This window comes from Thermohalobaculum xanthum (genome assembly GCF_016623495.1).
Taxonomy (GTDB): domain Bacteria; phylum Pseudomonadota; class Alphaproteobacteria; order Rhodobacterales; family Rhodobacteraceae; genus Thermohalobaculum; species Thermohalobaculum xanthum.
On the sequence record NZ_JAEHHL010000001.1, the window covers coordinates 485,768 to 508,207 of the forward strand.

The 22,440-nt window shown below is 65.7% G+C and carries 22 protein-coding genes; 8 read left to right on the forward strand and 14 right to left on the reverse strand.

All coding sequences use genetic code 11. The features are described 5' to 3' along the window. The first annotated feature begins 299 nt into the window (after positions 1-299). Complete coding sequence (locus H0I76_RS02260; protein WP_234455054.1) at positions 300-1,631, forward strand: DUF5930 domain-containing protein; 1,332 nt, start codon at positions 300-302, stop codon at positions 1,629-1,631. Continuing rightward, a complete protein-coding gene (locus H0I76_RS02265) occupies positions 1,621-2,142 on the forward strand; it encodes a polymer-forming cytoskeletal protein (protein WP_200606446.1) in 522 nt (173 codons plus the stop codon). Before H0I76_RS02260 ends, H0I76_RS02265 begins: the two co-directional genes overlap by 11 nt. Before the next feature lie 122 nt (positions 2,143-2,264). Here the strand turns inward: H0I76_RS02265 and ctrA are convergent, their stop codons facing one another. Both ctrA and sciP read right to left on the reverse strand, forming a co-directional pair. Beyond that, positions 2,265-2,969: a response regulator transcription factor CtrA gene (gene ctrA, locus H0I76_RS02270; protein ID WP_200606448.1), complete on the reverse strand. Its 705-nt coding sequence runs from the start codon at positions 2,967-2,969 to the stop codon at positions 2,265-2,267. Positions 2,970-3,116: 147 nt separating this feature from the next. Then, the gene (gene sciP, locus H0I76_RS02275; RefSeq protein WP_200606450.1) at positions 3,117-3,395 is read right to left on the reverse strand and encodes a CtrA inhibitor SciP; all 279 of its coding nucleotides are present in this window, start codon (positions 3,393-3,395) and stop codon (positions 3,117-3,119) included. Positions 3,396-3,498: 103 nt separating this feature from the next. On the opposite strand from sciP, the gene mnmA reads away from it, so the two are divergent. The 3 genes from mnmA to H0I76_RS02290 all read left to right on the forward strand — a co-directional run bounded on the left by mnmA (position 3,499) and on the right by H0I76_RS02290 (position 7,256). Next, a complete protein-coding gene (gene mnmA / locus H0I76_RS02280) occupies positions 3,499-4,662 on the forward strand; it encodes a tRNA 2-thiouridine(34) synthase MnmA (RefSeq protein WP_200606452.1) in 1,164 nt (387 codons plus the stop codon). 117 nt (positions 4,663-4,779) lie between these two features. Beyond that, positions 4,780-6,168 carry a M20/M25/M40 family metallo-hydrolase gene (locus tag H0I76_RS02285; RefSeq protein ID WP_200606453.1) on the forward strand — a complete coding sequence of 463 codons (1,389 nt, stop codon included), beginning with the start codon at positions 4,780-4,782 and terminating at the stop codon, positions 6,166-6,168. 17 nt (positions 6,169-6,185) lie between these two features. After that, positions 6,186-7,256, forward strand: a complete 1,071-nt coding sequence (locus tag H0I76_RS02290) for an asparaginase domain-containing protein (protein WP_200606456.1) — start codon at positions 6,186-6,188, stop codon at positions 7,254-7,256. A 21-nt stretch (positions 7,257-7,277) separates the two neighbouring features. Here H0I76_RS02290 and H0I76_RS02295 read toward each other — a convergent pair whose 3' ends face one another. Beyond that, positions 7,278-7,559, reverse strand: a complete 282-nt coding sequence (locus tag H0I76_RS02295) for a hypothetical protein (protein WP_200606458.1) — start codon at positions 7,557-7,559, stop codon at positions 7,278-7,280. Between the two features lie 94 nt (positions 7,560-7,653). On the opposite strand from H0I76_RS02295, the gene H0I76_RS02300 reads away from it, so the two are divergent. Beyond that, complete coding sequence (locus tag H0I76_RS02300; protein ID WP_200606465.1) at positions 7,654-8,055, forward strand: DUF3775 domain-containing protein; 402 nt, start codon at positions 7,654-7,656, stop codon at positions 8,053-8,055. Here the strand turns inward: H0I76_RS02300 and H0I76_RS02305 are convergent. The 7 genes from H0I76_RS02305 to H0I76_RS02335 form a co-directional block, all read right to left on the reverse strand. Then, entirely contained in the window at positions 8,019-8,798 is a 780-nt protein-coding gene (locus H0I76_RS02305) for an HpcH/HpaI aldolase family protein (RefSeq protein WP_200606467.1), read from the reverse strand. The two genes, H0I76_RS02300 and H0I76_RS02305, sit on opposite strands and share 37 nt — an antisense overlap. Before the next feature lie 35 nt (positions 8,799-8,833). After that, a complete protein-coding gene (locus tag H0I76_RS02310) occupies positions 8,834-9,580 on the reverse strand; it encodes a YebC/PmpR family DNA-binding transcriptional regulator (RefSeq protein WP_200606469.1) in 747 nt (248 codons plus the stop codon). Between the two features lie 66 nt (positions 9,581-9,646). Next, on the reverse strand, positions 9,647-11,434 hold the full coding sequence (locus H0I76_RS02315; RefSeq protein WP_200606471.1) for an SLC13 family permease: 1,788 nt from the start codon (positions 11,432-11,434) through the stop codon (positions 9,647-9,649). 186 nt (positions 11,435-11,620) lie between these two features. Next, positions 11,621-12,439, reverse strand: a complete 819-nt coding sequence (locus H0I76_RS02320; RefSeq protein WP_200606472.1) for a TIGR00282 family metallophosphoesterase — start codon at positions 12,437-12,439, stop codon at positions 11,621-11,623. Further along, entirely contained in the window at positions 12,439-13,044 is a 606-nt protein-coding gene (locus H0I76_RS02325; protein ID WP_200606474.1) for a 5-formyltetrahydrofolate cyclo-ligase, read from the reverse strand. The genes H0I76_RS02320 and H0I76_RS02325 overlap by 1 nt, the downstream gene beginning before the upstream one ends. Positions 13,045-13,300: 256 nt before the next feature. After that, positions 13,301-13,702: a cell division protein ZapA gene (gene zapA / locus H0I76_RS02330; RefSeq protein WP_200606485.1), complete on the reverse strand. Its 402-nt coding sequence runs from the start codon at positions 13,700-13,702 to the stop codon at positions 13,301-13,303. Beyond that, the gene (locus tag H0I76_RS02335; protein ID WP_200606487.1) at positions 13,695-13,973 is read right to left on the reverse strand and encodes a DUF4164 family protein; all 279 of its coding nucleotides are present in this window, start codon (positions 13,971-13,973) and stop codon (positions 13,695-13,697) included. The genes zapA and H0I76_RS02335 overlap by 8 nt, the downstream gene beginning before the upstream one ends. Positions 13,974-14,190: 217 nt before the next feature. Here H0I76_RS02335 and xth point away from each other — a divergent pair, with 217 nt between their 5' ends. Continuing rightward, positions 14,191-14,973, forward strand: a complete 783-nt coding sequence (gene xth / locus H0I76_RS02340) for an exodeoxyribonuclease III (RefSeq protein ID WP_200607806.1) — start codon at positions 14,191-14,193, stop codon at positions 14,971-14,973. 28 nt (positions 14,974-15,001) lie between these two features. Here the strand turns inward: xth and H0I76_RS02345 are convergent, their stop codons facing one another. Then, on the reverse strand, positions 15,002-16,000 hold the full coding sequence (locus H0I76_RS02345) for a hypothetical protein (RefSeq protein WP_200606489.1): 999 nt from the start codon (positions 15,998-16,000) through the stop codon (positions 15,002-15,004). Next, positions 15,987-17,720: a dihydroxy-acid dehydratase gene (ilvD, locus tag H0I76_RS02350; RefSeq protein ID WP_200606490.1), complete on the reverse strand. Its 1,734-nt coding sequence runs from the start codon at positions 17,718-17,720 to the stop codon at positions 15,987-15,989. The genes H0I76_RS02345 and ilvD overlap by 14 nt, the downstream gene beginning before the upstream one ends. A 196-nt stretch (positions 17,721-17,916) precedes the next feature. Here ilvD and H0I76_RS02355 point away from each other — a divergent pair, with 196 nt between their 5' ends. Continuing rightward, positions 17,917-18,123, forward strand: a complete 207-nt coding sequence (locus tag H0I76_RS02355) for a hypothetical protein (protein ID WP_200606491.1) — start codon at positions 17,917-17,919, stop codon at positions 18,121-18,123. 97 nt (positions 18,124-18,220) lie between these two features. Here the strand turns inward: H0I76_RS02355 and H0I76_RS02360 are convergent, their stop codons facing one another. Both H0I76_RS02360 and H0I76_RS02365 read right to left on the reverse strand, forming a co-directional pair. Then, positions 18,221-21,217 (reverse strand): valine--tRNA ligase, encoded by a 2,997-nt coding sequence (locus H0I76_RS02360; protein ID WP_200606493.1) that lies wholly within the window; start codon positions 21,215-21,217, stop codon positions 18,221-18,223. A gap of 114 nt (positions 21,218-21,331) precedes the next feature. Continuing rightward, positions 21,332-22,399, reverse strand: a complete 1,068-nt coding sequence (locus H0I76_RS02365) for a putative sodium/potassium/calcium exchanger (RefSeq protein ID WP_200606495.1) — start codon at positions 22,397-22,399, stop codon at positions 21,332-21,334. Positions 22,400-22,440 lie beyond the last annotated feature (41 nt).

The following is a 22,440-nucleotide window of genomic DNA, read 5'->3' on the forward strand; positions in this document are numbered from 1 at the left end:
CATGGCTTGCCGGGTCGAGCGGGGCCGGACTATAACTTACCCAGGTGATCGGGGTTGGGGTTGCCTCGACACCACGCTGAAGGCCCGCGCTGCAGTTGCGCGAGCCAGCGTTTCGCGGAGGGTGTGGGGCCTCCGCTCGAGTTGTTTTCCGGATCGTAACCAGCGTGTTTTCTCCTGCGGCTCGAAGGCGAGAGCGACGGAAAATCGTTTGCCTGAGTCGCTGTCATCCGATATAGCGTTGCGCAAAAGACGCATGACAAAAATATTTCGGAATGGGATCAGTGAGGGAGCAGCACTGAATGTCATCTGGTGATGAGGGGCAAGCCTCACGGTTGCTGTCCCGACTGCTGCCGGAGCGCCGGGTTTATCTGCGAACGGGTCAGCGAACCCGGTACTTTGCGCTTGGGCCAGTCTCACAGCTCGCAATCGCCACGGCGCTGCTCGCCACGGTCGGGTGGACGGGCTTCGCGACGCATTCATTTGTCTCTCGCGCGCTTGACGTGAAGGGCGCCGAGTCCCGGCTCAGCGCGATGAAGGAGGCCTACGAGGCCCGCATCGGCGCGATGGAAGACCGGCAGCTGGCGCTCGAGGCAGAACTCAACCGCGCCAATGAGCGGCGCGACGCCGCCACCGCCCGCCTCTCCGAGAAACAGCAGCGTCTGGTGCGCGTCACCCACGAACTCAACGAGGTCGAAACCGAGGCTGCGGCCCTGCGCTTCGAGGTCGATACGCTCAACCGCGCCCGGCGCGAGGCCGAGGAAAGACTCGAGCGACTGGGTGGCGAATTGATCGCGCTCCGGCTCGGCGTCGCTGACGCCCAGGCGTCGCGCAACGGCCTTGCCGCGTCGCTCGGATCCGTGAGCGGGGCGATCGATCGCGTGATCGTCGAGCGCGATTTCGCGATCGCGCGCCGCGAGACGCTCAACGATCGCGTTGCCGAACTCGAGAGCGAGGTCTCGAGCTACGAGGACCGCCAGGAGCGCCTGCTTGCCCAGCTCGAAGGCGCGACGCAGTTCGGGCTGTCGGGGCTCGAGAAGATGTTCCGGCGCGCGAACGTGGACCTCGACCGGATCCTTGGTGAACTGTCGCGCGATTACTCGGGATCGGGTGGACCGTTCCTGCCGCTCGATGAGGCCAACGCGCCCGACGGCGAGGCCGATCGGCGCGTCGCGAGCCTGATGCACGATCTCGAACAGGTGAACCTCATGCGCTTCGCGGCGGAGCGACTGCCGTTTGCGATGCCCGTGAAGGGCGGGCGCTACACGTCGAACTTCGGGCCGCGGCGCGATCCGCTGCGGCGACGCATGTCGATGCATGCCGGTATCGACATTGCAGGTCCGCGCGGCACTCCGGTGCATGCCACCGCGGATGGAGTTGTGACCTATGCCGGACGCCAGCGAGGCTACGGCATCGTGGTCAAGATTAGGCATGCTTTCGGGTTTGAAACCGTCTATGCTCACCTCGACCGCGCCCGCGTAACCTTGGGTCAACGCGTCGAGCGGGGCGATCTCATCGCAGACATGGGGAATACCGGTCGGAGTACCGGGACCCATCTGCATTACGAAGTCCGGATCGACGCTGAACCCGTCAATCCGATGAAGTTCATAGAGGCGGCACGCGATGTTCTCTAAGAGCAAGATCTCTGAAACCAACGAAAAGTCCGAGCAGCCCCGGGCTGCGACGCCGACGGTCGGATCGACCAACTCGGCAAGCGCGCCGGCGCCCAGCACAAGCGCCAGCGCCGCGCCCTCTCCGACCTATTCGGCAAAGCCGAAGCCGTCGCCGTCGCTTCTCTCGAGCGACCTCACCATCAAGGGCAACGTCATCACCTCCGGCGACATCCAGGTCGAAGGCAAGGTGGAAGGCGATGTCCGGGCAAACCTTCTGACCGTCGGCGAGAGCGCCGAGATCCACGGCGAGATCGTCGCTGACGACGTTGTCGTCAATGGCAAGGTCGTGGGTCGAGTGCGTGGGCTGAAGGTCCGCCTCACGGCTTCCGCGCGCGTCGAGGGCGACATCGTTCACAAGACAATCGCGATCGAGTCTGGCGCCCATTTCGAGGGATCCGTCCAGCGTCAGGAAGACCCGCTGGGCGACTCGAAAAACCGCTCGTCGCCGCGCGCGACCTCCGACGCGAGCTGAGCTCGACTTTAAAGTTCCGAAAAATGAATGCGGGCGCCAATGGCGCCCGTAATTCTTTGTTGGCTATGCGAAATTTCGCAGCCAGTGCCAGGCTCGGCGTCTCCCCCCTTCGCTCGCGGGCTTCAGCTCGCCACGGAGAGCCTCGCCTCAGACACCGGATCCCGCAAAACGTATCCGCGGCCCCAGACCGTCTCGATGTAGTTGTCACCACCGGTGGCGGATGCGAGCTTCTTGCGGAGCTTGCAGATGAAGACATCGATGATCTTCACCTCCGGCTCGTCCATGCCCCCGTAGAGGTGGTTCAGGAACATCTCCTTCGTCAGCGTCGATCCCTTCCGGAGGGAGAGGAGCTCGAGCATCTGGTATTCCTTGCCGGTCAGGTGAACCGGACGGCCGGCCACCTCGACGGTCTTGGCGTCGAGATTGACCGAGATCTTGCCCGTGCTGATGACCGACTGGGCATGCCCTTTCGAGCGCCGCACGATCGCGTGGATCCGCGCCACCAGCTCATCGGCATTGAACGGCTTGGTGAGATAGTCATCGGCCCCGGCACCGAAGCCTTTGACCTTATTCTCGGCGCCGTGCAGTCCGGTCAGGATAAGGATCGGGGTCTCGATGCGGGCAAGGCGAAGCTTTCGCAGGACGTCATACCCATTCATGTCCGGCAGAGAGAGGTCGAGAACGACAAGGTCGTAGTCGTAGAGCTTCGCGAGTTCGATCCCCTCTTCGCCCGAATCCGTGACGTAGGTATTCAGATCGGCCCGTCTCAGCATCAGCTCGATGCTCTGGGCCGTGGATGGGTCGTCCTCGATCAACAGAATCCGCATGCTCAACCACTCCGTCCCGCAAGCTAACCTTACCTCGCGCTACAGTTAAGATGCATTGGGTAAACGCTTGGTTACTGCTTACGTCAATAGAATGACGACGAAACGGCACGGGTTCCCATCAATTTCCGATCGTGAACCGCAGCGGCCTCATTCTGAGGCCGGCCGGGTTTCGCGAAGGCGTGTGATCCGCAGGCCTTTCAGGCCCAGCTGTCCGAACGCCCGTTGCCAAGAGCGTAGCTCCTCTTCCGAAATGTCATAGAGGCTAAAGGCTTCTTCCTGAGTGATCAGGCCACCCTCGACCGCCACTACAACCCGGGCTTTCCGCCTCGGCACCCAGCGTCCGTTGTCGGGCGCGGGCAGGTCCTTTTTCGTCATCCGCTCACCATCAGGGCCGATGACATGGCTAACCCGAACAGTGTTGGTCATTGTCCTCCGTCTTGCATCCACCTATGTAGCCCGGAGGCTAGCCCGCCGCACTTAAGGAGCGGTGAAGCCCTGCGGTTAAAGGAAAAATGGCGGCTGGAGCGCGATGACACGCCTAAATGCCCTTGGCTTCGATCGAGCGCCGGCCGATACGCGCGTGGTTGTCGCGATGTCGGGCGGCGTCGACAGCTCGGTCGTCGCGGCAGAACTTGCCGCGCAGGGGTTCGACGTCGTCGGGATCACGCTACAGCTCTATGATCACGGAGCGGCCGTCGGCAGGGGCAAGACCTGCTGCGCCGGACGGGACATCCACGATGCGCGCCGGGTGGCCGAGGGCATGGGCTTCCCCCACTACGTTCTCGACTACGAGACCCGGTTCCGCGAAAGCGTGATGGACGAATTCGCCGACTCCTACCTTGCCGGGGCGACGCCCATCCCCTGCGTGCGTTGCAACGAGCGCGTGAAGTTCCGCGACCTCGTCGCCACCGCGCGCGATCTGGGCGCGGATTGCCTTGCGACCGGACACTACATAAGCCGCAAGGACGGCCCGCTCGGGCCCGAGCTCCATCGCGCGGCCGATCCGCGCCGCGACCAGTCATATTTCCTTTTCGCGACAACGCAGGACCAGCTCGAATACCTGCGCTTCCCGCTCGGCGGCATCGCGTCCAAGCAGGAAACCCGCGCGATGGCCGAGCGCCATGGACTTCCCGTGGCCGACAAGCCCGACAGCCAGGACATCTGCTTCGTGCCCAACGGCAACTACGCGCAGGTGATCGAGAAGCTCCGCCCCGGCGCCGCCGAGCCGGGGCAGATCGTCCATCTCGACGGGCGCGTCCTTGGCGAGCACGAAGGCATCATTCACTACACGATCGGCCAGCGTCGCGGCCTCGGGATCGGCGGTGGCGCACCGCTCTTCGTCGTGCGGCTCGACCCAGAGACCCGGCGAGTGATCGTCGGCCCGCGCGAGGCTCTCGCAACACGACGGATCACGCTGGCCGAGGTCAACTGGCTGGGCGACACCGCATTCGACGAGGCACCCGACGAGGGGTACGAGATCCTGGCCCGCGTGCGCTCGACCCGCGAGCCCGTGCCGGCCCGGCTGCATCCGACCCAAACGGGGGCCATCGTGGAACTGCTGACGCCCGAGGAAGGTGTCGCTCCGGGTCAGGCCTGCGTGTTCTATGCCCCCGAGGGCAGCCGCGTTCTGGGTGGCGGCTGGATCAGGGCCGATCGTGAGGCCATGGCCGGGCGCAGTTGCTCGAATTCTTGAGCCGGCACAACTGCGCTGGTCCGATCTGGTTCGCCCGAGCGCTGAGCCATCGACGGATGCATGACACCATTGCCGGGCCTTGCTAGGTTGGCTCCAGTTTCAGCTGGAGCCATTCATATGTCCGCACTCGCCTCGGTGCTCGACCATCTCGACAATGACACGGACGCCGCAATCGAGAGGTTGTTCGAACTGCTGCGCATCCCCTCGATCTCGACCGATCCCGCCTTCGCGGCGGACTGCGCGCGCACGGCCGACTGGCTCGTCAAGGACCTAGAGACGATCGGGTTCAAGGCGCAGGCGCATCAGACTGCGGGACATCCAATCATTCTCGCGGAAGATCATGATTCCGCGGGCCCTCATGTCCTCTTCTACGGTCATTACGACGTGCAGCCCGTCGATCCGCTCTCGCTTTGGGATCGCGATCCGTTCGACCCCGCCGTGACCGCGCGTGAGGATGGTACGCGGCAGATCTGTGGTCGTGGGGCATCGGACGACAAGGGCCAGGTGATGACCTTCATCGAGGCTTGCCGGGCATGGAAGCGGGCCGCAGGACGCCTGCCCTGCAAGGTGACGATCCTGCTCGAAGGCGAGGAGGAATCGGGTGGCGCGCATCTTCCGGGCTTTCTCGACGCGCACAAGGAGCGCCTGAGCAAGGCCGGCATCGCCCTGGTTTGCGACACCAGCATGTGGAGCCCAGACACCCCTGCGATCACCACCAGCCTGCGCGGCATGGCGAGCGAAGAGGTCATCATCCACGCCGCCAGCCGCGACCTCCACTCGGGCTACTACGGCGGCGCCGCTGCGAACCCGATCGCCATCCTGGCGCGCGCACTCGGCCAACTGCACGACGGCGAAGGGCGCGTCACGCTTGAGGGCTTTTATGACGGCGTGTCCGAACCCTCTGATCAGGTGAAAGAACAGTGGCAATCGCTTGATTTCACAGCAGAAGAGTTCCTTGGAGAGGTCGGCCTCAAGCATCCCGCTGGTGAAACCGACCGCAGCTGCCTCGAGCTGGTCTGGTCGCGACCGACGGCCGAGATCAACGGCATCACGGGTGGCTACACGGGCGTTGGCTTCAAGACCGTGATCCCGGCCCAGGCGAGTGCCAAGGTCTCGTTCCGCCTAGTCGGCGAGCAGGATCCCAAGGCGGTGTCGAAGGCGTTCCGCGCCTTCATCAACGCGCGCATCCCACCGGATTGCCGCGCGGAGTTCATCGAACATGGTGGCTCGCCCGCGGTGACGATGCCCGTCGAGGCCCCGCCCTTCGCCCGGGCGCGCCAGGCGCTCAGCGACGAGTGGGAGACAGACGCGGTCTTTGTCGGCGGGGGCGGCTCGATCCCGGTCGTCGGCGAGTTCAAGCGCAAGCTTGGCCTCGACGCGTTGCTGATCGGCTTCGCGCTGGACGACGACCGGATCCACTCGCCGAACGAGAAGTATGACCTTCGATCCTTTGACAAGGGCAGGCGGAGCTGGGCGCGTGTCCTGGCGGCTCTGGCTGAAGCCTGAGCCTGCGGAGCGTCGGGATGCGTATCGCGCTCGCCTATACCGGAGGAACGATCGGGTCGGTCGGCCAGCCGCTCGATCCGATGCCGGCTGCCCAGTTCCGTGACTGGTGGGCGCGGAAGATCGCACCTGAGCTGCCCGAGGGTGTTGCGCCGTTCTGGATCGACTTCGACCCGCCGCTTGATTCAAGCCAGGCGGAACCCACGGACTGGGCCCGGCTTACCCGAACGGTCCTGAGCGCCGCCAAGGTCGGCGCCGACGCTGTCGTGCTGCTGCATGGCACGGATACAATGGCTGCAAGCGCCGCAGCACTTGGCTACATGACGACGCTTCTGGATACATCCGGCGCACCGATCGCGCGCCTGGACATTCCCGTCGTCCTGACAGGAGCCCAGCGTCCCTTGTTCGACGACGCCGGCAACATCCGGGAGGGGACCGACGCTTTCACCAATGTCATGGATGCGCTTTCCCGCATGCGCGGCATGGAGCCAGGCGTGCACCTGGTCTTCGCCGGCGGCACCTACCCGGGACCCCGCGTGCTCAAGGTGTCGACGCTCGAGGATCACGCGTTCGACTGTCCGAACGGGCCGGTCCGGGCTGCGACACTTCCCGCCGCGGACCCATCGGCGCTGATCGACCAGCTTGACGAGCTCGCACCGGAACTCGGCCATCGTGCGGTCATCGCCGTCGGCCCGACCCCAAATCCACCCTCGGCGCTGGCCGCCGGCCTTGCGGGAGTGGTTTCGGCGCTTGGCGAGCGCCTCGGCGCGATCTTGCTGCTTGGATACGGGACAGGCAACATTCCGGCGCCTCGGCAAGTCGCTCCACAGCTGCGCGCTGCACGGGCACGCGGGATCATGATCGCGATCGGCACGCAGGTGCCCGCGGGCGCGGTCGCGCCGGATATTTATGGCGCCGGTTCGTGGCTTGGAGAGATCGGCGTGCTTCCGACGGGCGACATGACGATGCCCGCCGCGCAGGCCAAGCTGCATGTTACCCTCGCGCTCGCCGCAACGCGGCACTGGAGCGACGCGGAGGCCGAGGCCTTCTTCACCCGTCCGATCGCCGGAGAGCTTGGGGCTCGGCCCTGACGCTCGTTCTGCTGGCTCGACCTAAAGCCGCCCGATCCGGCCGGCGCGGCCACCGGACCTGCGCGGCGCAGCCTCGGCGCTGTCGGACGCTTCGCGCAGCAACCGTGTCATCGGATGTGCCTCGGGCGCACCGTGATGGGCGAGCAGCGCTTGCGCCGCGGCGCGCGGGTCCTCCTGAGCCGCGAGGCCCAGCGCCCAGTCGAGAAAAATGGCGCGCGCCTCCTCGATTGTGAGGCCGTCCATGCGGTAGGCTTCGAGGATCAGCCCACGTGGGTCGAGTGCGTGCGCGCCTGTCTTTGCCATTATTTGTCACCGCTCCGTCGTCGCAGGGTTGCGCAAGATCAAGGCGCCCGCTCCGAAGGCTCCGCAGTGTCGGCACGCGCCAGGGAGGAAAGCCATGCTTACCATACCGATTTCGACTGTTGCCTGGATCATCGTCAAGGCACGTGAGTTCGACGTCAAAGACATGGGCAGCGACGCTGCCGATATCGAAGGAGACGAGGATAACCCGTTGGGCGTCCTCGCAGATCGTGACGACGATCCGACCGTCACGGAACTCACCAGCTGGATCGAGGACCTGACCGACACCGAAAAGGCGGAGCTGGTTGCGCTTTTCTGGCTGGGACGCGATTCGGGAGATGCCGCGGATCTGCCGGATCTGGTCACCGAAGCCCGCCGAAACCAGCATCGCGGCACGGCTCGGTACCTGCTGGGGTCACCGATGCTTGGCGATCACCTCGAGGAGGGTCTCGAGATCCTCGGCTACGACACGTCCGAGATCGAAAGCGAGATCGCCTGAACCGCGGCTTCCAGTCCGCCGGACAGAGTCGCGACGTCGGACGCAACGGTGACGAGATCGGCTCCGGCGGCCGCAAGCTCGGCCGGAGCCGCGTTGGGCCACGGGAAAACACCCACCGTTTTTCCCGCCTCGCGGGCCGCAGTGGCAATCTGGCCGAACACCTCCCAAAGCACCGCGCCATCGGTTGCCGGGTCGAGCCCGGCGTCCTGAGCGTAATCGAACGGGCCGAAGAACAGCATGTCGACGCCTTCGACCTCGGCAATGGACCTGACATTGGTCAGGCCCTTGTGGCTTTCGATCTGGACGGCAACGACGGCGCGATCGTTCCACGTTTCCGCGTATCCCGGATCGCGACCATAACCGGTCGCGCGAATGACCGCGCCCGCCTGGCCACGCGCGCCGTGCGGCGGATAGAGTGACGCACGCACCGCCGCCTCGGCCTCGCCAGCGCTCTCGACATAAGGGATCAGCACGCCCCCTGCCCCGGAATCCAGCGCATGCTTGATGCGGGCCTCGGACAACTCGCCGACACGGACGAGGACGCCAGTTCGCGACGGCAACAAGGCGCGGACCATCTCGGCGAGCCGCTCGACACCGATCGGGCCGTGCTCGGCGTCGATCACCGCGATCTCCGCTCCAGCATGTCCCGCGATCTCAGCCGTCGTTCCCGACGGAAGCCCCAGCCATATGCAGCGCGCCGGGACGCGCCCGCCGAGTGCCTCGAGCTTCTCACGCGGCGTCATTGGCCTTCCTCCCGAGCGGACACGCGGCGATGACGTCAGCTTGCGAGCTTCGCCATGACTTCGTCGGACATGTCGAAGTTGGTGGTCACCGACTGGACATCGTCATCGTCTTCAAGCGCACCGATCAGCTTCATCAGCGTCGCGCCCGCGATCTCATCAACGGGGGTCAGTGTCTGGGGCCTCCAGACCAGCTTGGTCGACTCGGCCTCGCCCAGCGCGGCTTCGAGCGCGGTCGAGACCTCGGAAAGGTCGCCGGCCTCGCACCAGATCACGTGACCGTCCTCCGAGGACTCGACGTCCTCGGCACCCGCTTCGATCGCCGCCTCGAGAACCGCGTCCGCGTCGCCCGCCGTTGCCGGATAGAGGATCTGCCCCTTGCGGTCGAACATGAAGCTGACCGCACCGGTTTCAGCAAGGTTTCCGCCGTTCTTGCCGAACGTCGCGCGCACGTTCGATGCAGTGCGGTTGCGGTTGTCGGTCATCGCCTCGACGATCACCGCAACGCCGCCGGGGCCGTAGCCCTCGTAGCGGATTTCCTCGTAGCTCTCGGCATCCCCGCCCAGCGATTTCTTGATCGCACGTTCGATCACGTCCTTCGGGCAGGAACTGGCCTTGGCTTCCTTCACCGCCAGGCGCAGTCGGGGGTTCTTGTCCGGGTCCGGATCGCCCATCTTGGCGGCGACCGTGATTTCCTTCGCGAGCTTCGAGAACAGCTTCGATCTGGCGGCGTCCTGCCGGCCCTTGCGATGCTGGATGTTCGCCCATTTGGAATGGCCGGCCATCTTCAACCTCCGTCATGCATGTCGGGCGATCTTTTAGGCGTGGCCGGCCGTTGCGGCAAGCCCCGCTCAGAAGGAGAAGAAAAGCGGAATGCTCAGCGAAGCGACGACACTGACGATCAGGTTCAGTGGAATCCCAAGCAGCATGTAGTCGGTAAACCGATAACCGCCCGGGCCATAAACCAGGGTATTGGTCTGGTATCCGATCGGGGTCGCGAAACTGGCCGACGCGGCGATCATCACCACGACCACGAAGGGGCGCGGATCGACCCCAAGGGATCCGGCCAGCGCGATGGCAACGGGCGTCATCACGACCGCGACGGCGTTGTTCGAGACGACTTCGGTCAGCGCCGAGGCGAGAACGAAGACCAGCCATAGCATCAGGGGCGCGGGCAATCCTTTCATCCACGGCGCGATCTGATCGACGATCAGCGTCACTGCGCCGGTGCTGTCCATCGCCTTGCCGATGGCGAGCATCGCGAAGATCAGCGCAAGCAGGCGCCCCTCGATCATCTGGAAGGCCTCGTCCGCATCGATGCAGCGTGTCGCCAGCACCAGCGCCACGCCGATCACCGCAAGCCCGGCGATAGGCATCATCCCGAATGCCGCGCCCAGCACCACGAGGCCGACAATGCCCAGCACCAGCGGCGCCTTCTCGCGCCGGTACGGCCGGTCCGATGGCCGCGTGAGGTCCGCGAGGTTCTGCTCGGTCGCAAGCCGCTGGATGTCTTCGGGATCGCCCTCGAGCAGCAGCGTGTCACCGACGCGAATGCGGACCTCGTCCAGCACCGGCCCCACCCGCTCGGCCCGACGATGCAACGCGAGCGGATAGACGCCATAGCGCCGCCGCAGACGCAGATCACCGATCAGCCTGCCGACCAGCTTGCAGTCGGGGGTGATCAGGGCCTCGACCGTGACCGTGGACTTCTGCCCGATCGGATCGATCTGGCCCAGAAGCGACAGTGACTTGTTGTCGCGAAGACTGAGGAGCTCGTTCACGCCCGTCCGGATGACGACGCGATCGCCAGCGGCCAGCTCGACCGACTGCATCGCGCGACGCAGCGAGAGATCGCCCCGAATGACGTCGATCACGGTCATGCCCGACCGGGTGAAATGCCCGACCTCGAGAACCTTCCGCCCGATCAGCGTCGATCCCTCGGGGATGACGACCTCGGTGAAGAATTTGAGCTTCTTCCGCTCGCTGAGGAAGTCGATCATCGCGTCGCGGCGGGGCAGGAAACGGGGCGCCGCCCAGATGATGAAGGTCATCGAGACGGCGACGACGATCAGCGCGACGGGTGTGACCTCGAAGAGCCCGAAAGGCTTCAGCCCTTGGGACCGCGCGACACCGTCGACCAGCAGGTTGGTCGAGGTGCCGATCAGGGTGCACATGCCCCCCAGGATCGCGGCATACGAGAGCGGGATCAGCACCTGGCTCCCCGTCACGCGGAGCGCGTGCGCCGTTCGGATCGCCACGGGGATCAGCATGACCACGACGGGCGTGTTGTTCATGAACGCCGAGGCGCCGACCGTGAACCCCGCAAACCCCGCAACCACCCGCTTCGGCTTGGTCTCGGCGCGCGAAGCGATGCCACGGCTGAACGCGTCGAGCGCCCCGGTCCGGACGAGCGCGCCCGAGAGAATGAACATCGCCCCGATCGTCAAGGGCGCCGGGTTGGAGAACACGTCCAGCATGTCCGAGGTATCCAGCACGCCCAGCGCCAGAAGCACCGCCGCCCCGCAAATCGCCACGACCTCGGGTGGATACCGTTCGGTGCAGAAGAGCCCGAACATCGCGGCGATGACGATCAGCGTCGCCAGCGCGGGCCAGAGGCTCGGGTCGGTGAGGCTTGTCATTCGGGGGCGGATCCTTTGGCGCTCGGGCCCGGGCGCGCGCCCGGAGATGCTGGCGTCATGAACGCGGCGGGGCATTGATCCCCGCGTCCGATTCAGGATTAGCGCGCTCGGAGCAACGATAGAAGTGGAAAACCCAAGGAGCCGGGTTCCGGTGCATCATCGCCCGGGTCGAATTCGCACCCCGCGTCACGCGCCGATATCCGTGCGCGCGAGATGCCCGCCAATCCGGATGGGCTGGACTTTTCGCGCAAGGCCCGTCCGATCGTCGGTATCGACCAGCGTCCCACAGATCGTGGCTTCCCCCAAGGCGGGCTCGAACCGTGTGGTGCTCATGCCGGTGATGAAGCGGCGCAACGGCTCGACCTTGTCCATGCCGATGACCGAGTCGTAATCGCCGCACATGCCGGCATCGGTCTGGTAGGCGGTGCCGCGCGAGAGGATCATGGCATCGGCGGTGGGCACATGCGTATGTGTGCCGACCACGAGGCTGGCGCGGCCATCGCACCAATGTCCGACCGCCATCTTCTCCGACGTTGCCTCGGCATGGATCTCGACCACCGCGGCATCGACCGCCCCGCCCAGCGGGGCCTGCCGCAGAACCGGCTCGAGCGCCGAGAAGGGGTCGTCATATGGCTTGTTCATGAAAATGCGCCCGAGCGCACAGGCAACGAGCACCTTGCGCCCACGGGTCGCCTCGAACACGCCTGCGCCGCGGCCCGGAGCCTCGCGCGCGATGTTCAGCGGACGCAGGAGCCGCGGCTCGCGCTCGACATGGGTCAGCATTTCCCGCTGATCGAACGCGTGGTCACCCAGCGTCACGACATCTGCACCCGCGGCCAGCAGCTCGTCGGCGATCGAGGAGGTGAGACCGAAACCCGAGGCCGCGTTCTCCGCGTTGACCACGACAAAGTCGAGCCGCCAATCCTTGCGCAGGGCCGGAAGCGCGTCGATCACGGCGCTCCGCCCTGCCCGTCCGACAAGGTCTCCGAGGAAGAGCAGCCGCATCAGGCGGCCTCCGGCCGGATCACCGAGGCTTCGGTCACGATGGCATCGAGCCGCTGATCCGTGGGCTCATCCGGGATCTGCGCCATCTCCTGAGCCGAATACGCCAGGCCAACGGCCATGGTCGGGCCCGAAGGTCTAAGTTTGGCAAGGGTCCGGTCGTAAAAGCCGCCGCCATACCCGAGGCGCCTGCAGGCGCGGTCAAAGGCCACCAGCGGCGCGATCAGCAGGCTGGGAACAAGCCACTCGCCCTGCGCCGGAACCTCGGCACCGAAGGCCCCTTCCACCATCTCGCATCCTGGCGTCCACTCGCGGAACGACAAGGGCAAGCCCGCCCCCTCGATCACCGGCACGCACAGGCGATGCCCACGCGCGACCAGCGCCTCCATCAGCGGGGTCGGATCGATCTCCGTGCGGATCGGTCGGTATCCCGAGATGATGTGATGCCCTGCCGCGAGCCCATCCCGCTGAAAGCGCGCGGCAGCGGCTGCCGCCGCGTCGGCCGCGCTCGCGGCATGGGCAACCTTGCGTGCGGCAAAGGCTTCGCGGCGCAAACGCGCCTTCGCGTCCACAGGATCGGCAGGTGTCTCGCTCAGGGCTTGGGTCATGCTTCCGCGTAGCGCGGCGATGCGCCCACGGCAAGAAGAAGAGGTGGCGGGCCCGTCGCGACCGTGAAGGTTTCAGATCCTCGCGAGCCTGGATAACCAGGTGGGCGCCAGTTACGCGAGACCACGGTCAAGCGCAGAGCCAGCTCCCGCGAAGATGCTTAGGCCACCAGGAAACTGTCCTCGCACGAGAAGGATAGCACCCGCCGAGACCAGATGTAGGATAGCTGCCGCGCGCTGAAAAGACCTGATTTCGAACTCAGCTACCGCCGCCGTCGAGCGGAAGGCTCGGTGCGGGCGTCACCACTTCGGCCAGCGCCTCGAGACGCGCCGCAAGATCCGCGATCTCGGATTCTAGGCTCGCCTCGCGTTCCTTCGAGAAGAGATCACTGCCGGCATCGCGCTGCTCGGCCTGTTTCTTGGTCTCAGAAAGCTTGCGCCCGAGCGCCGCGATCTCCTTCTCGGCGTCATGCAGCCTGTCCGCGACCATGAGCGCGCTCATGAGCATCAGCCGCCCCTCGGGCATCTGCCCCATTCCACGGGCCAGGCGCCGGGCCTCAGCGTCGATCCGCGCGCACAGCGCCGCGAGATGCTCTTCCTCGCCATTCTCGCAGGCAAGGCGGTAGCTTCGCCCTCCGACGTCAACCGTTACCTCAGCCATGACGTCCCCCCTGCTCGCCCGCAACTGCACGCAGATCGCCAAGCGCCGCGCGAACCGCCTCGGCGGCCTCCGTGCGAAGCTCGGCATCCTCCGCAACCTGGCGCTCGAGGCGTTCGACCTCGGCTGCGAGACGGTCGCGCTCCGCCACGAGGGCGGCGATACGGCCGCCGGCCTCTCCGCCGCTGGCAGAGGAACCACTATCGCCCACAGCGCGCTCCAGTTGCTCAAGCGCTGCCGTCAGCCTCCCGACCGCTTCTTCCAGTTTCGCCATTCGCATCTCCTGCGCGCTGCCGATCGGATCGGTGGCCGACGCCCAGCATCGTGTCAGGGATCGCTTCTATGTTCCTGACCGGCGCTCGCGAATCGGTCTGACCCGACATGCTCAGAATGCAGTATCCCCAAGCACGCGATGCATGCAAACCAGCGCGACTCGCGTCCACCTCGGCGAGTCGCTTGACATTGCCCGACGGGCCGGGGTCACTGGCGGCATGCGCATCGCGACTTTCAACATCAATGGCATCAAGGCACGCATCGAGTCGCTGACCGAGTGGCTGACAGATACGAGCCCGGACGTCGTGCTCCTTCAGGAGCTGAAGTCCGTCGATGAGAACGTCCCGCGCGGCCCGATCGAGGACCTCGGCTACAATGTCGAGACGCACGGCCAGAAGGGCTTCAACGGCGTTGCGATCCTTTCTAAGTTCCCGATTGAAGATGTCGAGCGCGGGCTTCCCGGCGACGAGAGCGACGAGCAGGCACGGTGGATCGAAGGCACGGTCGTCGGGCCGAAGACCGCGCTCCGGCTTTGCGGGCTCTACCTCCCCAATGGAAACCCGGCCCCGGGGCCAAAGTACGACTACAAGCTGGCATGGATGGAGCGCCTAAAGAATCGCGCCCAGTCAATTATAAAACAAGAAGAAACTTGCATCGTCGCCGGCGATTTCAATGTCATCCCCGAGCGCCGGGACGCAGCGCGCCCCGATGCCTGGGTCAAGGACGCCTTGTTCCTGCCCGACACCCGCAATGCGTGGCGGCGGATTGTGAATCTCGGATTTCACGACGCGACCCGCGAGGTGACCCAGGACGACGGGGTATTCAGTTTCTGGGACTACCAGGCCGGGGCCTGGCAGAAGGATGACGGGATCCGCATCGACCACATTCTGCTCACGCCGCAAGCAGCGGACCGGCTGGTCGCGGCGGGGATCGACAAGGACGTTCGCGGCCGGGAAAAACCGTCGGACCACGTTCCCGTCTGGGTCGAACTCGACGTCTGATCCGGCATCGCCGCCACCTTGGGCGGCGTCAGGCCCCGCTCGGGCGCCGCAGAGCGGCGGGCGCATTCTTGGGTGCCTGGGCGCTGCCGGTGTCGACACTGGCGGGTGCGGCGGGCGGTGAGGGAGCCTTGACCTCCGCCGTCACGGTCTTCGCGCGGCGCTTGCGCGGCGCTGGCTCAACCATCGGGGAAAGATAAGGCGCGATCCGCGTCGCACGTTCGTTCTCGCGATCAGGCGGCAGTGCGGCTGGCAACTCGCCGGCGACCGCCTCGAAGCGGTCGAGGCCGTTCGCAGCCCGCAGGGCACTGACTTGAGCCGCAAGCTTGCGCAGCATCGCCTCCGAACCGACCGGCCGATCGCGGAACCCGCTGACCGTTGCCATCACCATCCGGCCGTTGACCTCGACGAACGCACGCCAGAAAGCCGGCGCCAACAGTGGCGACGCGTCTTCGCTTCGATCCCGGACCAGCACGTAGAGCGTGTCGCCGACGATGCGGGTTTCCTCGATCTCGACCATCGTGGCGTCGCCCCCGCGGCCAAGCTGTGCCTTCCCTTCGACGGTTTCGAGATAGGCCCGGAGATTCCCGACGGCCTCGCTTCCCCCGCCCTCGTCGTCATCCATCGGCGCGCCCGAAACCGAAACCGTAATGACGCCGGGAAACGCCGGCGGAAGCTCGATCTCGATGGCGTCCGAGGTCACGGGCAACAGAGCAGCGGCATGCTCGATCACGCAGTCCGAGATGATCAGGAACGCGAGACTGGACGAGACCTCGATCGAATCCCTCGCAATGCAGGACCCCGGCGCCGGTTCGACGATCACGCGGCGACCACGCGCGGCAAGCACCGCCTTCTCGGGCGATGCCGAGACCACGGCGAAACCGCGGATCGCTCGGATCCGCTCGAGTTCAGCGTCGAGCCCGCTCTCACCGACCGCGAGACATCCCGAGAGCGCCAGTGCCACGGAAGCCGAAAGCGCGAGGTGCCGCGCGCGGGAACGCCCCGCGCGGCACAGTTCAGAGGTCGGCATAGACGTGCCGCTCGCCGTCCTTCCCGGGATGGGTCACCGCGCCATCCTTCGCGGGCCCGACCAGCTGCGCGTATTTCCATATCGCGCCAGAGCCGTAGAAGGTCTCGCGCGGCGGTTGCTGCTTCCACGCCTTGTGGCGCTCCTTCAGCTCTTTTGCCGATAGCTTGACCTTGATCGTCCCTTTCCGGGCGTCGATCTGAATGATGTCGCCATCCTTTAAGAGCGCGATCGGGCCGCCAACCGCGGCCTCGGGCCCAACATGGCCAACGCAGAACCCGCGGGTCGCGCCCGAGAAGCGGCCATCGGTGATGAGCGCCACCTTCGAACCCATCCCCTGCCCCGAGATCGCGGCGGTCGTGGCCAGCATCTCGCGCATGCCGGGGCCACCCTTGGGCCCCTCGTTGCGGATGACGATCACCTCGCCTTCCTTGTATTCGCGCCGCTGCACGGCGGCGAAGGCATCCTCCTCGGATTCGAAGACGCGCGCGGGCCCTTCGAATTTCAGCTTCTTCATGCCCGCGACCTTCACGATCGCGCCTTCCGGAGCCAGGTTCCCCTTGAGCCCGACGACGCCGCCCGTGGCGCTCAGCGGCTTCGACACCGGATGGATGACCTTGCCATCGGCCTCGCCTGCGATATTGGCGAGGTTCTCGGCCATGGTCTTGCCGGTGGCGGTGACGCAGTTTCCGTGGAACAGGCCGGCCTCGAGCAGCATCTTCATGACCACCGGAATTCCGCCCACGTCGTAGAGGTCCTTTGCGACGTAGCGCCCGCCGGGCTTCAGGTCGACGAAGTAGGGCGTCTCGCGGAAGATCTGGCAGACATCGTCGAGGTCGAACTTGATCCCGGCCTCGTGCGCGATGGCCGGCAGGTGCAGGCCGGCATTGGTCGAGCCGCCGGTGCACGCGACGACGCGGGCCGCGTTCTCAAGGCTCTCGCGGGTGACCACGTCACGGGCGCGGATCCCTCGCGCGAGCAGGTTCATCACCGCCCTGCCCGACGTCTCACAATACTGGTCGCGGCTCTCGTAGGGCGCCGGCGCGCCCGACGAGTTGGGCAGCGCGAGCCCGATCGCCTCGGACACGCAGGCCATGGTGTTCGCCGTGAACTGCCCGCCGCACGATCCGGCCGACGGGCAGGCAACCGCCTCGAGCTTCTCGAGCTCGCAGGTCGACAGCGTGCCCGCCTGATGACGGCCGACCGCCTCGAAGACGTCCTGCACGGTGACGTCCCTGCCCTCGTACCGTCCCGGCAGGATCGAGCCGCCATAGATGAAGACCGAAGGCACGTTGAGGCGAACCATCGCCATCATCATGCCCGGCAGGCTCTTGTCGCAGCCGGCAAGGCCCACGATCGCGTCATAGGCGTGGCCGCGCATCGTCAGCTCGACGGTATCCGCGATCGCCTCGCGCGACGGCAGCGACGAGCGCATCCCCTCGTGCCCCATGGCGATGCCGTCGGTCACCGTAATGGTCGTGAATTCGCGTGGCGTGCCAAGCGCTTCCTTCACGCCCAGCTTCACGGCCTGCGCCTGGCGATTGAGCGCGATGTTGCAAGGCGCGGCCTCGTTCCAGCAGGTCGCGACACCGATCAGGGGACGATGGATCTCCTCTTCGGTCAGACCCATCGCGTAGTAGTAGGAACGGTGCGGCGCGCGCTGCGGCCCCTCGGTCACGTGCCGGCTTACGAGCCTGGTCTTGTCATGCGTCTTCGCGTCCATTGGCGCGGCCTCCCCGGCGAATGTTGAGGATTTGTGAATCGGATGGCCGCGACCCTATCCGGGCGCTCGCGGCGATTCCAGCGCGTATCGCATGATGAACTGGTGCGCGGGTTTTTCACCGGGGCCGCGTCTGCTATGTTTCAACTCGAAGGCGGATCCGACGCACCGTCAAAGCAAGCAACAAAAGGATCGCACGATGAGCAAGCACATCATCGACAAACCCAAGAAGCGCGACGACGGCGCGCGCACGAAGGCCTATACCAAGATCGAGCGCGAGAGCGGTGCGGGTGGCGAGAGCGAGCAGGTCCAGACCCTCCGCCGGCAGCCGCGCACGCGCGACGACGGGCATCGGGCCGCGGAATACACCAAGATCGAACGCACCGAAGGCGACGGCGAGGAGTGAACTGCCCGCCGCGCCATGTTGATGCGCTGATCAAGACAAAGGCCCCGGAGCGACTCCGCTCCGGGGCCTTTCACGTTCGGGATGACGAGGCGTGCGATCAGCCGAGTTCGGCCAGCCGCGCCAGAGCGGATTGTAGCCGCGCCACCTCGGCCTCGGCCGCGCCAAGACGCTCGCGGTTCTCCTCGACGACGTCCTCGGGCGCATTGGCGAGAAACTTCTCGTTGCCAAGCTTCGCGCGAAGCCCGCCGATTTCCTTTCCGGCCTTGTCGAGCGCCTTGCCTAGGCGCGCCTTCTCGACGGCCACGTCGATCACGCCGGCAAGCGCCAGGTTCACGGCGCAGTCCTCGAGCACGAGGGTCACCGATCCCTTGTCGGCGGCGTCGGCCACGGCGATCTCGCCAAGCCGGGCAAGGCGCTTGATGAGGGCCGAGTTGCGCAGGAGGCGCTCGCCCGTGGCAGCGTTGTGCCCGGTCATCACCATGTCGATCTCGGCCGACGGCGGCACGTTCATCTCGGCCCGGACCGAGCGGATGCCCTCGATGACGCGGACGACCCAGCCAAGCTCGGCGTCCGCCTCGGCATCCGCGAGGCTTTCCGGCAGGTCGGGCCAGTCGGTGTGGACCAGCAATTTCTCGCGCGGCGCGATCTGGCCCCAAAGCTCCTCGGTCACGAAGGGCATGACCGGGTGGAGCAGGATCAGGCAGTGGTCGAGCGCCCAGGCCATGGTCGCCCGCGTCTCGTCCTTGGCCGGGCCGTCGGGGCCGTTCAGCAGCGGCTTGGTCAGCTCGAGGTACCAGTCGCAGAAGACGCCCCAGACATGGCTGTAGAGCCCGTTCGCCGCGTCGTTGAAGCGGTAGGAGGCCAGCGCCTCGTCGGTCGCGCGGGCGATCCGCATCGTCTCGCCCACGATCCAGCGGTTGACCGGCTCCTTCACGCTGGCGGGGTCGAAGCCCGTGACAGGCTTGCAGCCGTTCATCTCGGCAAAGCGCGCCGCGTTCCAGATCTTGGTCGAGAAGTTGCGATAGCCCTCGACGCGGGAGACCGCGAGCTTGATGTCCCGCCCCATGGCCGCCATCGAGGTCAGGGTGAAGCGCACGGCATCCGCCCCGAACTTCTCGATCAGGTCGAGAGGGTCGATGACGTTGCCGAGCGACTTCGACATCTTCTTGCCCTTCTCGTCGCGGACGAGAGCGTGGACATAGACGGTGTGGAACGGCACCTCCTTCATGGCGAAGAGGCCGAACATCATCATCCGGGCCACCCAGAAAAAGATGATGTCGAAGCCGGTGACGAGGACATCGGTCTTGTAATAGCGCGCGAGTTCCGGCGTCTTCTCGGGCCAGCCGAGGGTCGAGAACGGCCAGAGGGCGGAGGAGAACCAGGTGTCGAGGACATCGGGATCGCGAAATATCGGAATATCCTCACCGTCCGTGTCGTCGAAGTTTACGGCTTGATCTAGTGTATCCACCACTTGGATTTCGGCACCCCCATAGGCTTCATAGTACTCCTTAGCCAACTGAATAGCGGTTTCCTGATTTGGAGCACAGAAGGGGACCAAATTGCCCGGGCTGTAATCGGCCAAATATTGCGCGCGATGGCCCCATAGTCCGGCACCAGTCTCTTTGATCAATTTTGGCGTCGGCCCATACCAAACCGGAATCCGGTGCCCCCACCAGAGTTGGCGCGAGATGCACCAGGGCTCGATGTTCTCGAGCCACTGGAAATAGGTCTTCTCCCATGCCTTCGGGGCAAAGACGGTGCTCCCGTCGCGGACGGCCTCCAGCGCAGGCTCGGCCAGGGCCTTGGCGTCGACAAACCACTGGTCGGTCAGCATCGGCTCGATCACGACTTTCGAGCGATCGCCGAAGGGCTGGGTGATCTTCTTCTTCTCGACAAGGGGGATGGCGTTCCCCTCCTCGTCGACCGTCATCACCGCGAGCCCCTCGGCCGTGATCTGTTCGATCACGCGCTTGCGCGCCTCGTAGCGGTCGAGGCCGCGCAGATCGTCGGGCACCAGGTTGATCGCGTCGATCTCGTTCTCCGAGAGGTCCGCGACCTCACCCCTTGCGATCCTGAGCGCGATGGCCGCTGCCTCGGCATAGGGCGCGCCGTCCGTGCGCATCTGCGCCTTGGTGTCCATCAGGCGGTAGCAGGGGATATTGCCCCGCTTGGCCACGCCATAGTCGTTGAAGTCATGCGCGCCCGTGATCTTCACCGCGCCCGAGCCAAAGTTCGGGTCGGGGTATTCGTCGGTGATGATCGGGATCAGGCGTCGGTGCTCCTTGGGTCCGACCGGGATCTCGCAGAGCTTGCCGACGATCGGCGCATAACGCTGGTCCGAGGGGTGAACCGCGACCGCACCATCGCCCAGCATCGTCTCGGGCCGCGTCGTGGCGATCGAGATGTAGTCGCGGGTCTCGCGCAGGATGACGTTTCCGTCCTCGTCCTTCTCGACGTATTCGTAGGTCTCTCCACCGGCCAACGGGTACTTGAAGTGCCACATGTGGCCGTCGACCTCGATGTTCTCGACCTCGAGGTCCGAGATTGCGGTCTCGAAATGCGGATCCCAGTTGACCAGCCGCTTGCCGCGATAGATGAGGCCCTGGTTATAGAGCGCGACGAAGACCTCGAGCACGGCCGCCGACAGCCCCTCGTCCATGGTGAAGCGGTTGCGCGACCAGTCGCAGGAGGCGCCGAGGCGCTTGAGCTGGTTGACGATCGTGCCGCCGGATTTCTCCTTCCACTCCCACACCTTCTCGACAAAGGCCTCGCGGCCCATCTCGCGGCGCGAGGGCTGCTGCTCGGCGGCAAGCTGGCGCTCGACCACCATCTGCGTCGCGATGCCGGCATGGTCCTGCCCCGGCTGCCACAGCGTGTCGAAGCCGCGCATCCGGTGCCAGCGGATCAGGATGTCCTGTAGCGTGTTGTTGAGTGCGTGCCCCATGTGGAGCGAGCCGGTGACGTTCGGCGGCGGGATGACGATGCAGAAGGTCTCGGGCCGCGAGGCGTTCGCCCCGGCACGGAAGGCGCCGGCCTCCTCCCACTTCGCATAAATCCTGCCCTCGGCCTCGGCCGCGTCGAAGGTCTTGTCCATCGCACCCGTCTCTCAAGCGTCGTTTGGGAGGTGTCTCTTAACGCGAGCACGGGGCGAGGGAAAGGGGCGCGGCGGCCGCAATGCGGCCGTCCGTCAATACACGATGGCCGGGGCTCAGAGGCCGCGGCGGGCCAGCATCCGCTCGACTTCCTCGCGGATCATGCGCTGGACGTTGCGGCTGATGTTGTTGCCGATCTCGCCTTCGACCAGTTCCTCGCGGATCACGCGTCTGATCGTTTCTTCGAGCGCTGCTTCCTCGTCGACCGGCGGCGTCTCGCCCGCGACGGCGGGAAGGGTCATTGCGGCGGGCTCGGCGCTGGGTGCGTCCGCGGCCGCCGTCTCCTCGGACCAGTCGGGCGGGGTCAGCGGCCGCTCGTCGCTTTCGTCGGCGTCATCGCTCTCGGAGGCAACCGCCACGCCCTTGTCGTCCTCGGCCTCGTCGCCTTCCGCAAAGGCGGCATCGGCATCTTCGGCAAGCTTGTCTTCGGCGGCCTCGTCGGATGCCACCTCTTCACTGGAGGCGTCGGTGTCCTCGGGGCGCGCCTCGCGAGGCTCGTCCTGTGCCGCATCCTCGTCCTCGGACGACTGGTCTTCGGCATCATCGCCTTTGGTGTCAGGCGCATCTTCCTCGCGAGCTTCCAGGTCGGCCGCCATCTCCTCGGCATCGTCGTCACCGACCTTCAGGGACGCCGCATCGATATCGAGATCAACCTCGTCGTCGCTCAGTTCCACCGACTCGACATCGTCGAGCTCGACCATGGTGCTTTCGAAGGCCGCCTTACGAGACGAGAGAGGCATCCCGAAGGTCTCGTCGGAGCCACCTTCATCGCCCCCCTCGGCAAGCTCGACCGGATCGACCTCATCGATCATGTCGAGATCCGCGGACTCCCCCACGGAAGCGTCCGATGCTTCGGGCGCCTTCCCGGCTTCACCCGACGCAGCGCCATCCTCGGTCAGGGTCAGCGCCTCGACTTCGTCGGTAAGGGTGAGCGGCTCGACCTCGTCCGTCAGGCTCAGCGGCTCGGCGTCGTCGGCCTGCCTGGGCGCATAGCTTCCCCGGGCAGGCTTGGTGGCTGTCGCCACGTTGCCGGAATCCTCGCTCTCGTCCCTGCCGGACGACATGATCCTGCGCAACGACGTAAGGACGTCATCCATCGAACGGCGGTGCTCGTTGTCGCTCATGCTTTCCCCTGCTCGCGGCCTGCCTCAGAAGATCCGGCGTT

What these genes read in the sequence shown, in the direction of transcription:
- H0I76_RS02355 (WP_200606491.1), top strand. Translation starts at nt 17,917, where the DNA reads ATGAGCAAGCACATCATCGACAAACCCAAGAAGCGCGACGACGGCGCG.
- H0I76_RS02315 (WP_200606471.1), bottom strand. Translation starts at nt 11,434, where the DNA reads ATGACAAGCCTCACCGACCCGAGCCTCTGGCCCGCGCTGGCGACGCTG.
- H0I76_RS02290 (WP_200606456.1), top strand. Translation starts at nt 6,186, where the DNA reads ATGCGTATCGCGCTCGCCTATACCGGAGGAACGATCGGGTCGGTCGGC.
- zapA (WP_200606485.1), bottom strand. Translation starts at nt 13,702, where the DNA reads ATGGCTGAGGTAACGGTTGACGTCGGAGGGCGAAGCTACCGCCTTGCC.
- H0I76_RS02265 (WP_200606446.1), top strand. Translation starts at nt 1,621, where the DNA reads ATGTTCTCTAAGAGCAAGATCTCTGAAACCAACGAAAAGTCCGAGCAG.
- H0I76_RS02335 (WP_200606487.1), bottom strand. Translation starts at nt 13,973, where the DNA reads ATGGCGAAACTGGAAGAAGCGGTCGGGAGGCTGACGGCAGCGCTTGAG.
- H0I76_RS02285 (WP_200606453.1), top strand. Translation starts at nt 4,780, where the DNA reads ATGTCCGCACTCGCCTCGGTGCTCGACCATCTCGACAATGACACGGAC.
- H0I76_RS02325 (WP_200606474.1), bottom strand. Translation starts at nt 13,044, where the DNA reads ATGACCCAAGCCCTGAGCGAGACACCTGCCGATCCTGTGGACGCGAAG.
- H0I76_RS02305 (WP_200606467.1), bottom strand. Translation starts at nt 8,798, where the DNA reads ATGACGCCGCGTGAGAAGCTCGAGGCACTCGGCGGGCGCGTCCCGGCG.
- ilvD (WP_200606490.1), bottom strand. Translation starts at nt 17,720, where the DNA reads ATGGACGCGAAGACGCATGACAAGACCAGGCTCGTAAGCCGGCACGTG.
- mnmA (WP_200606452.1), top strand. Translation starts at nt 3,499, where the DNA reads ATGACACGCCTAAATGCCCTTGGCTTCGATCGAGCGCCGGCCGATACG.
- H0I76_RS02320 (WP_200606472.1), bottom strand. Translation starts at nt 12,439, where the DNA reads ATGCGGCTGCTCTTCCTCGGAGACCTTGTCGGACGGGCAGGGCGGAGC.
- xth (WP_200607806.1), top strand. Translation starts at nt 14,191, where the DNA reads ATGCGCATCGCGACTTTCAACATCAATGGCATCAAGGCACGCATCGAG.
- sciP (WP_200606450.1), bottom strand. Translation starts at nt 3,395, where the DNA reads ATGACCAACACTGTTCGGGTTAGCCATGTCATCGGCCCTGATGGTGAG.
- H0I76_RS02365 (WP_200606495.1), bottom strand. Translation starts at nt 22,399, where the DNA reads ATGAGCGACAACGAGCACCGCCGTTCGATGGATGACGTCCTTACGTCG.
- H0I76_RS02310 (WP_200606469.1), bottom strand. Translation starts at nt 9,580, where the DNA reads ATGGCCGGCCATTCCAAATGGGCGAACATCCAGCATCGCAAGGGCCGG.
- H0I76_RS02300 (WP_200606465.1), top strand. Translation starts at nt 7,654, where the DNA reads ATGCTTACCATACCGATTTCGACTGTTGCCTGGATCATCGTCAAGGCA.
- H0I76_RS02260 (WP_234455054.1), top strand. Translation starts at nt 300, where the DNA reads ATGTCATCTGGTGATGAGGGGCAAGCCTCACGGTTGCTGTCCCGACTG.
- H0I76_RS02295 (WP_200606458.1), bottom strand. Translation starts at nt 7,559, where the DNA reads ATGGCAAAGACAGGCGCGCACGCACTCGACCCACGTGGGCTGATCCTC.
- H0I76_RS02360 (WP_200606493.1), bottom strand. Translation starts at nt 21,217, where the DNA reads ATGGACAAGACCTTCGACGCGGCCGAGGCCGAGGGCAGGATTTATGCG.
- H0I76_RS02345 (WP_200606489.1), bottom strand. Translation starts at nt 16,000, where the DNA reads ATGCCGACCTCTGAACTGTGCCGCGCGGGGCGTTCCCGCGCGCGGCAC.
- ctrA (WP_200606448.1), bottom strand. Translation starts at nt 2,969, where the DNA reads ATGCGGATTCTGTTGATCGAGGACGACCCATCCACGGCCCAGAGCATC.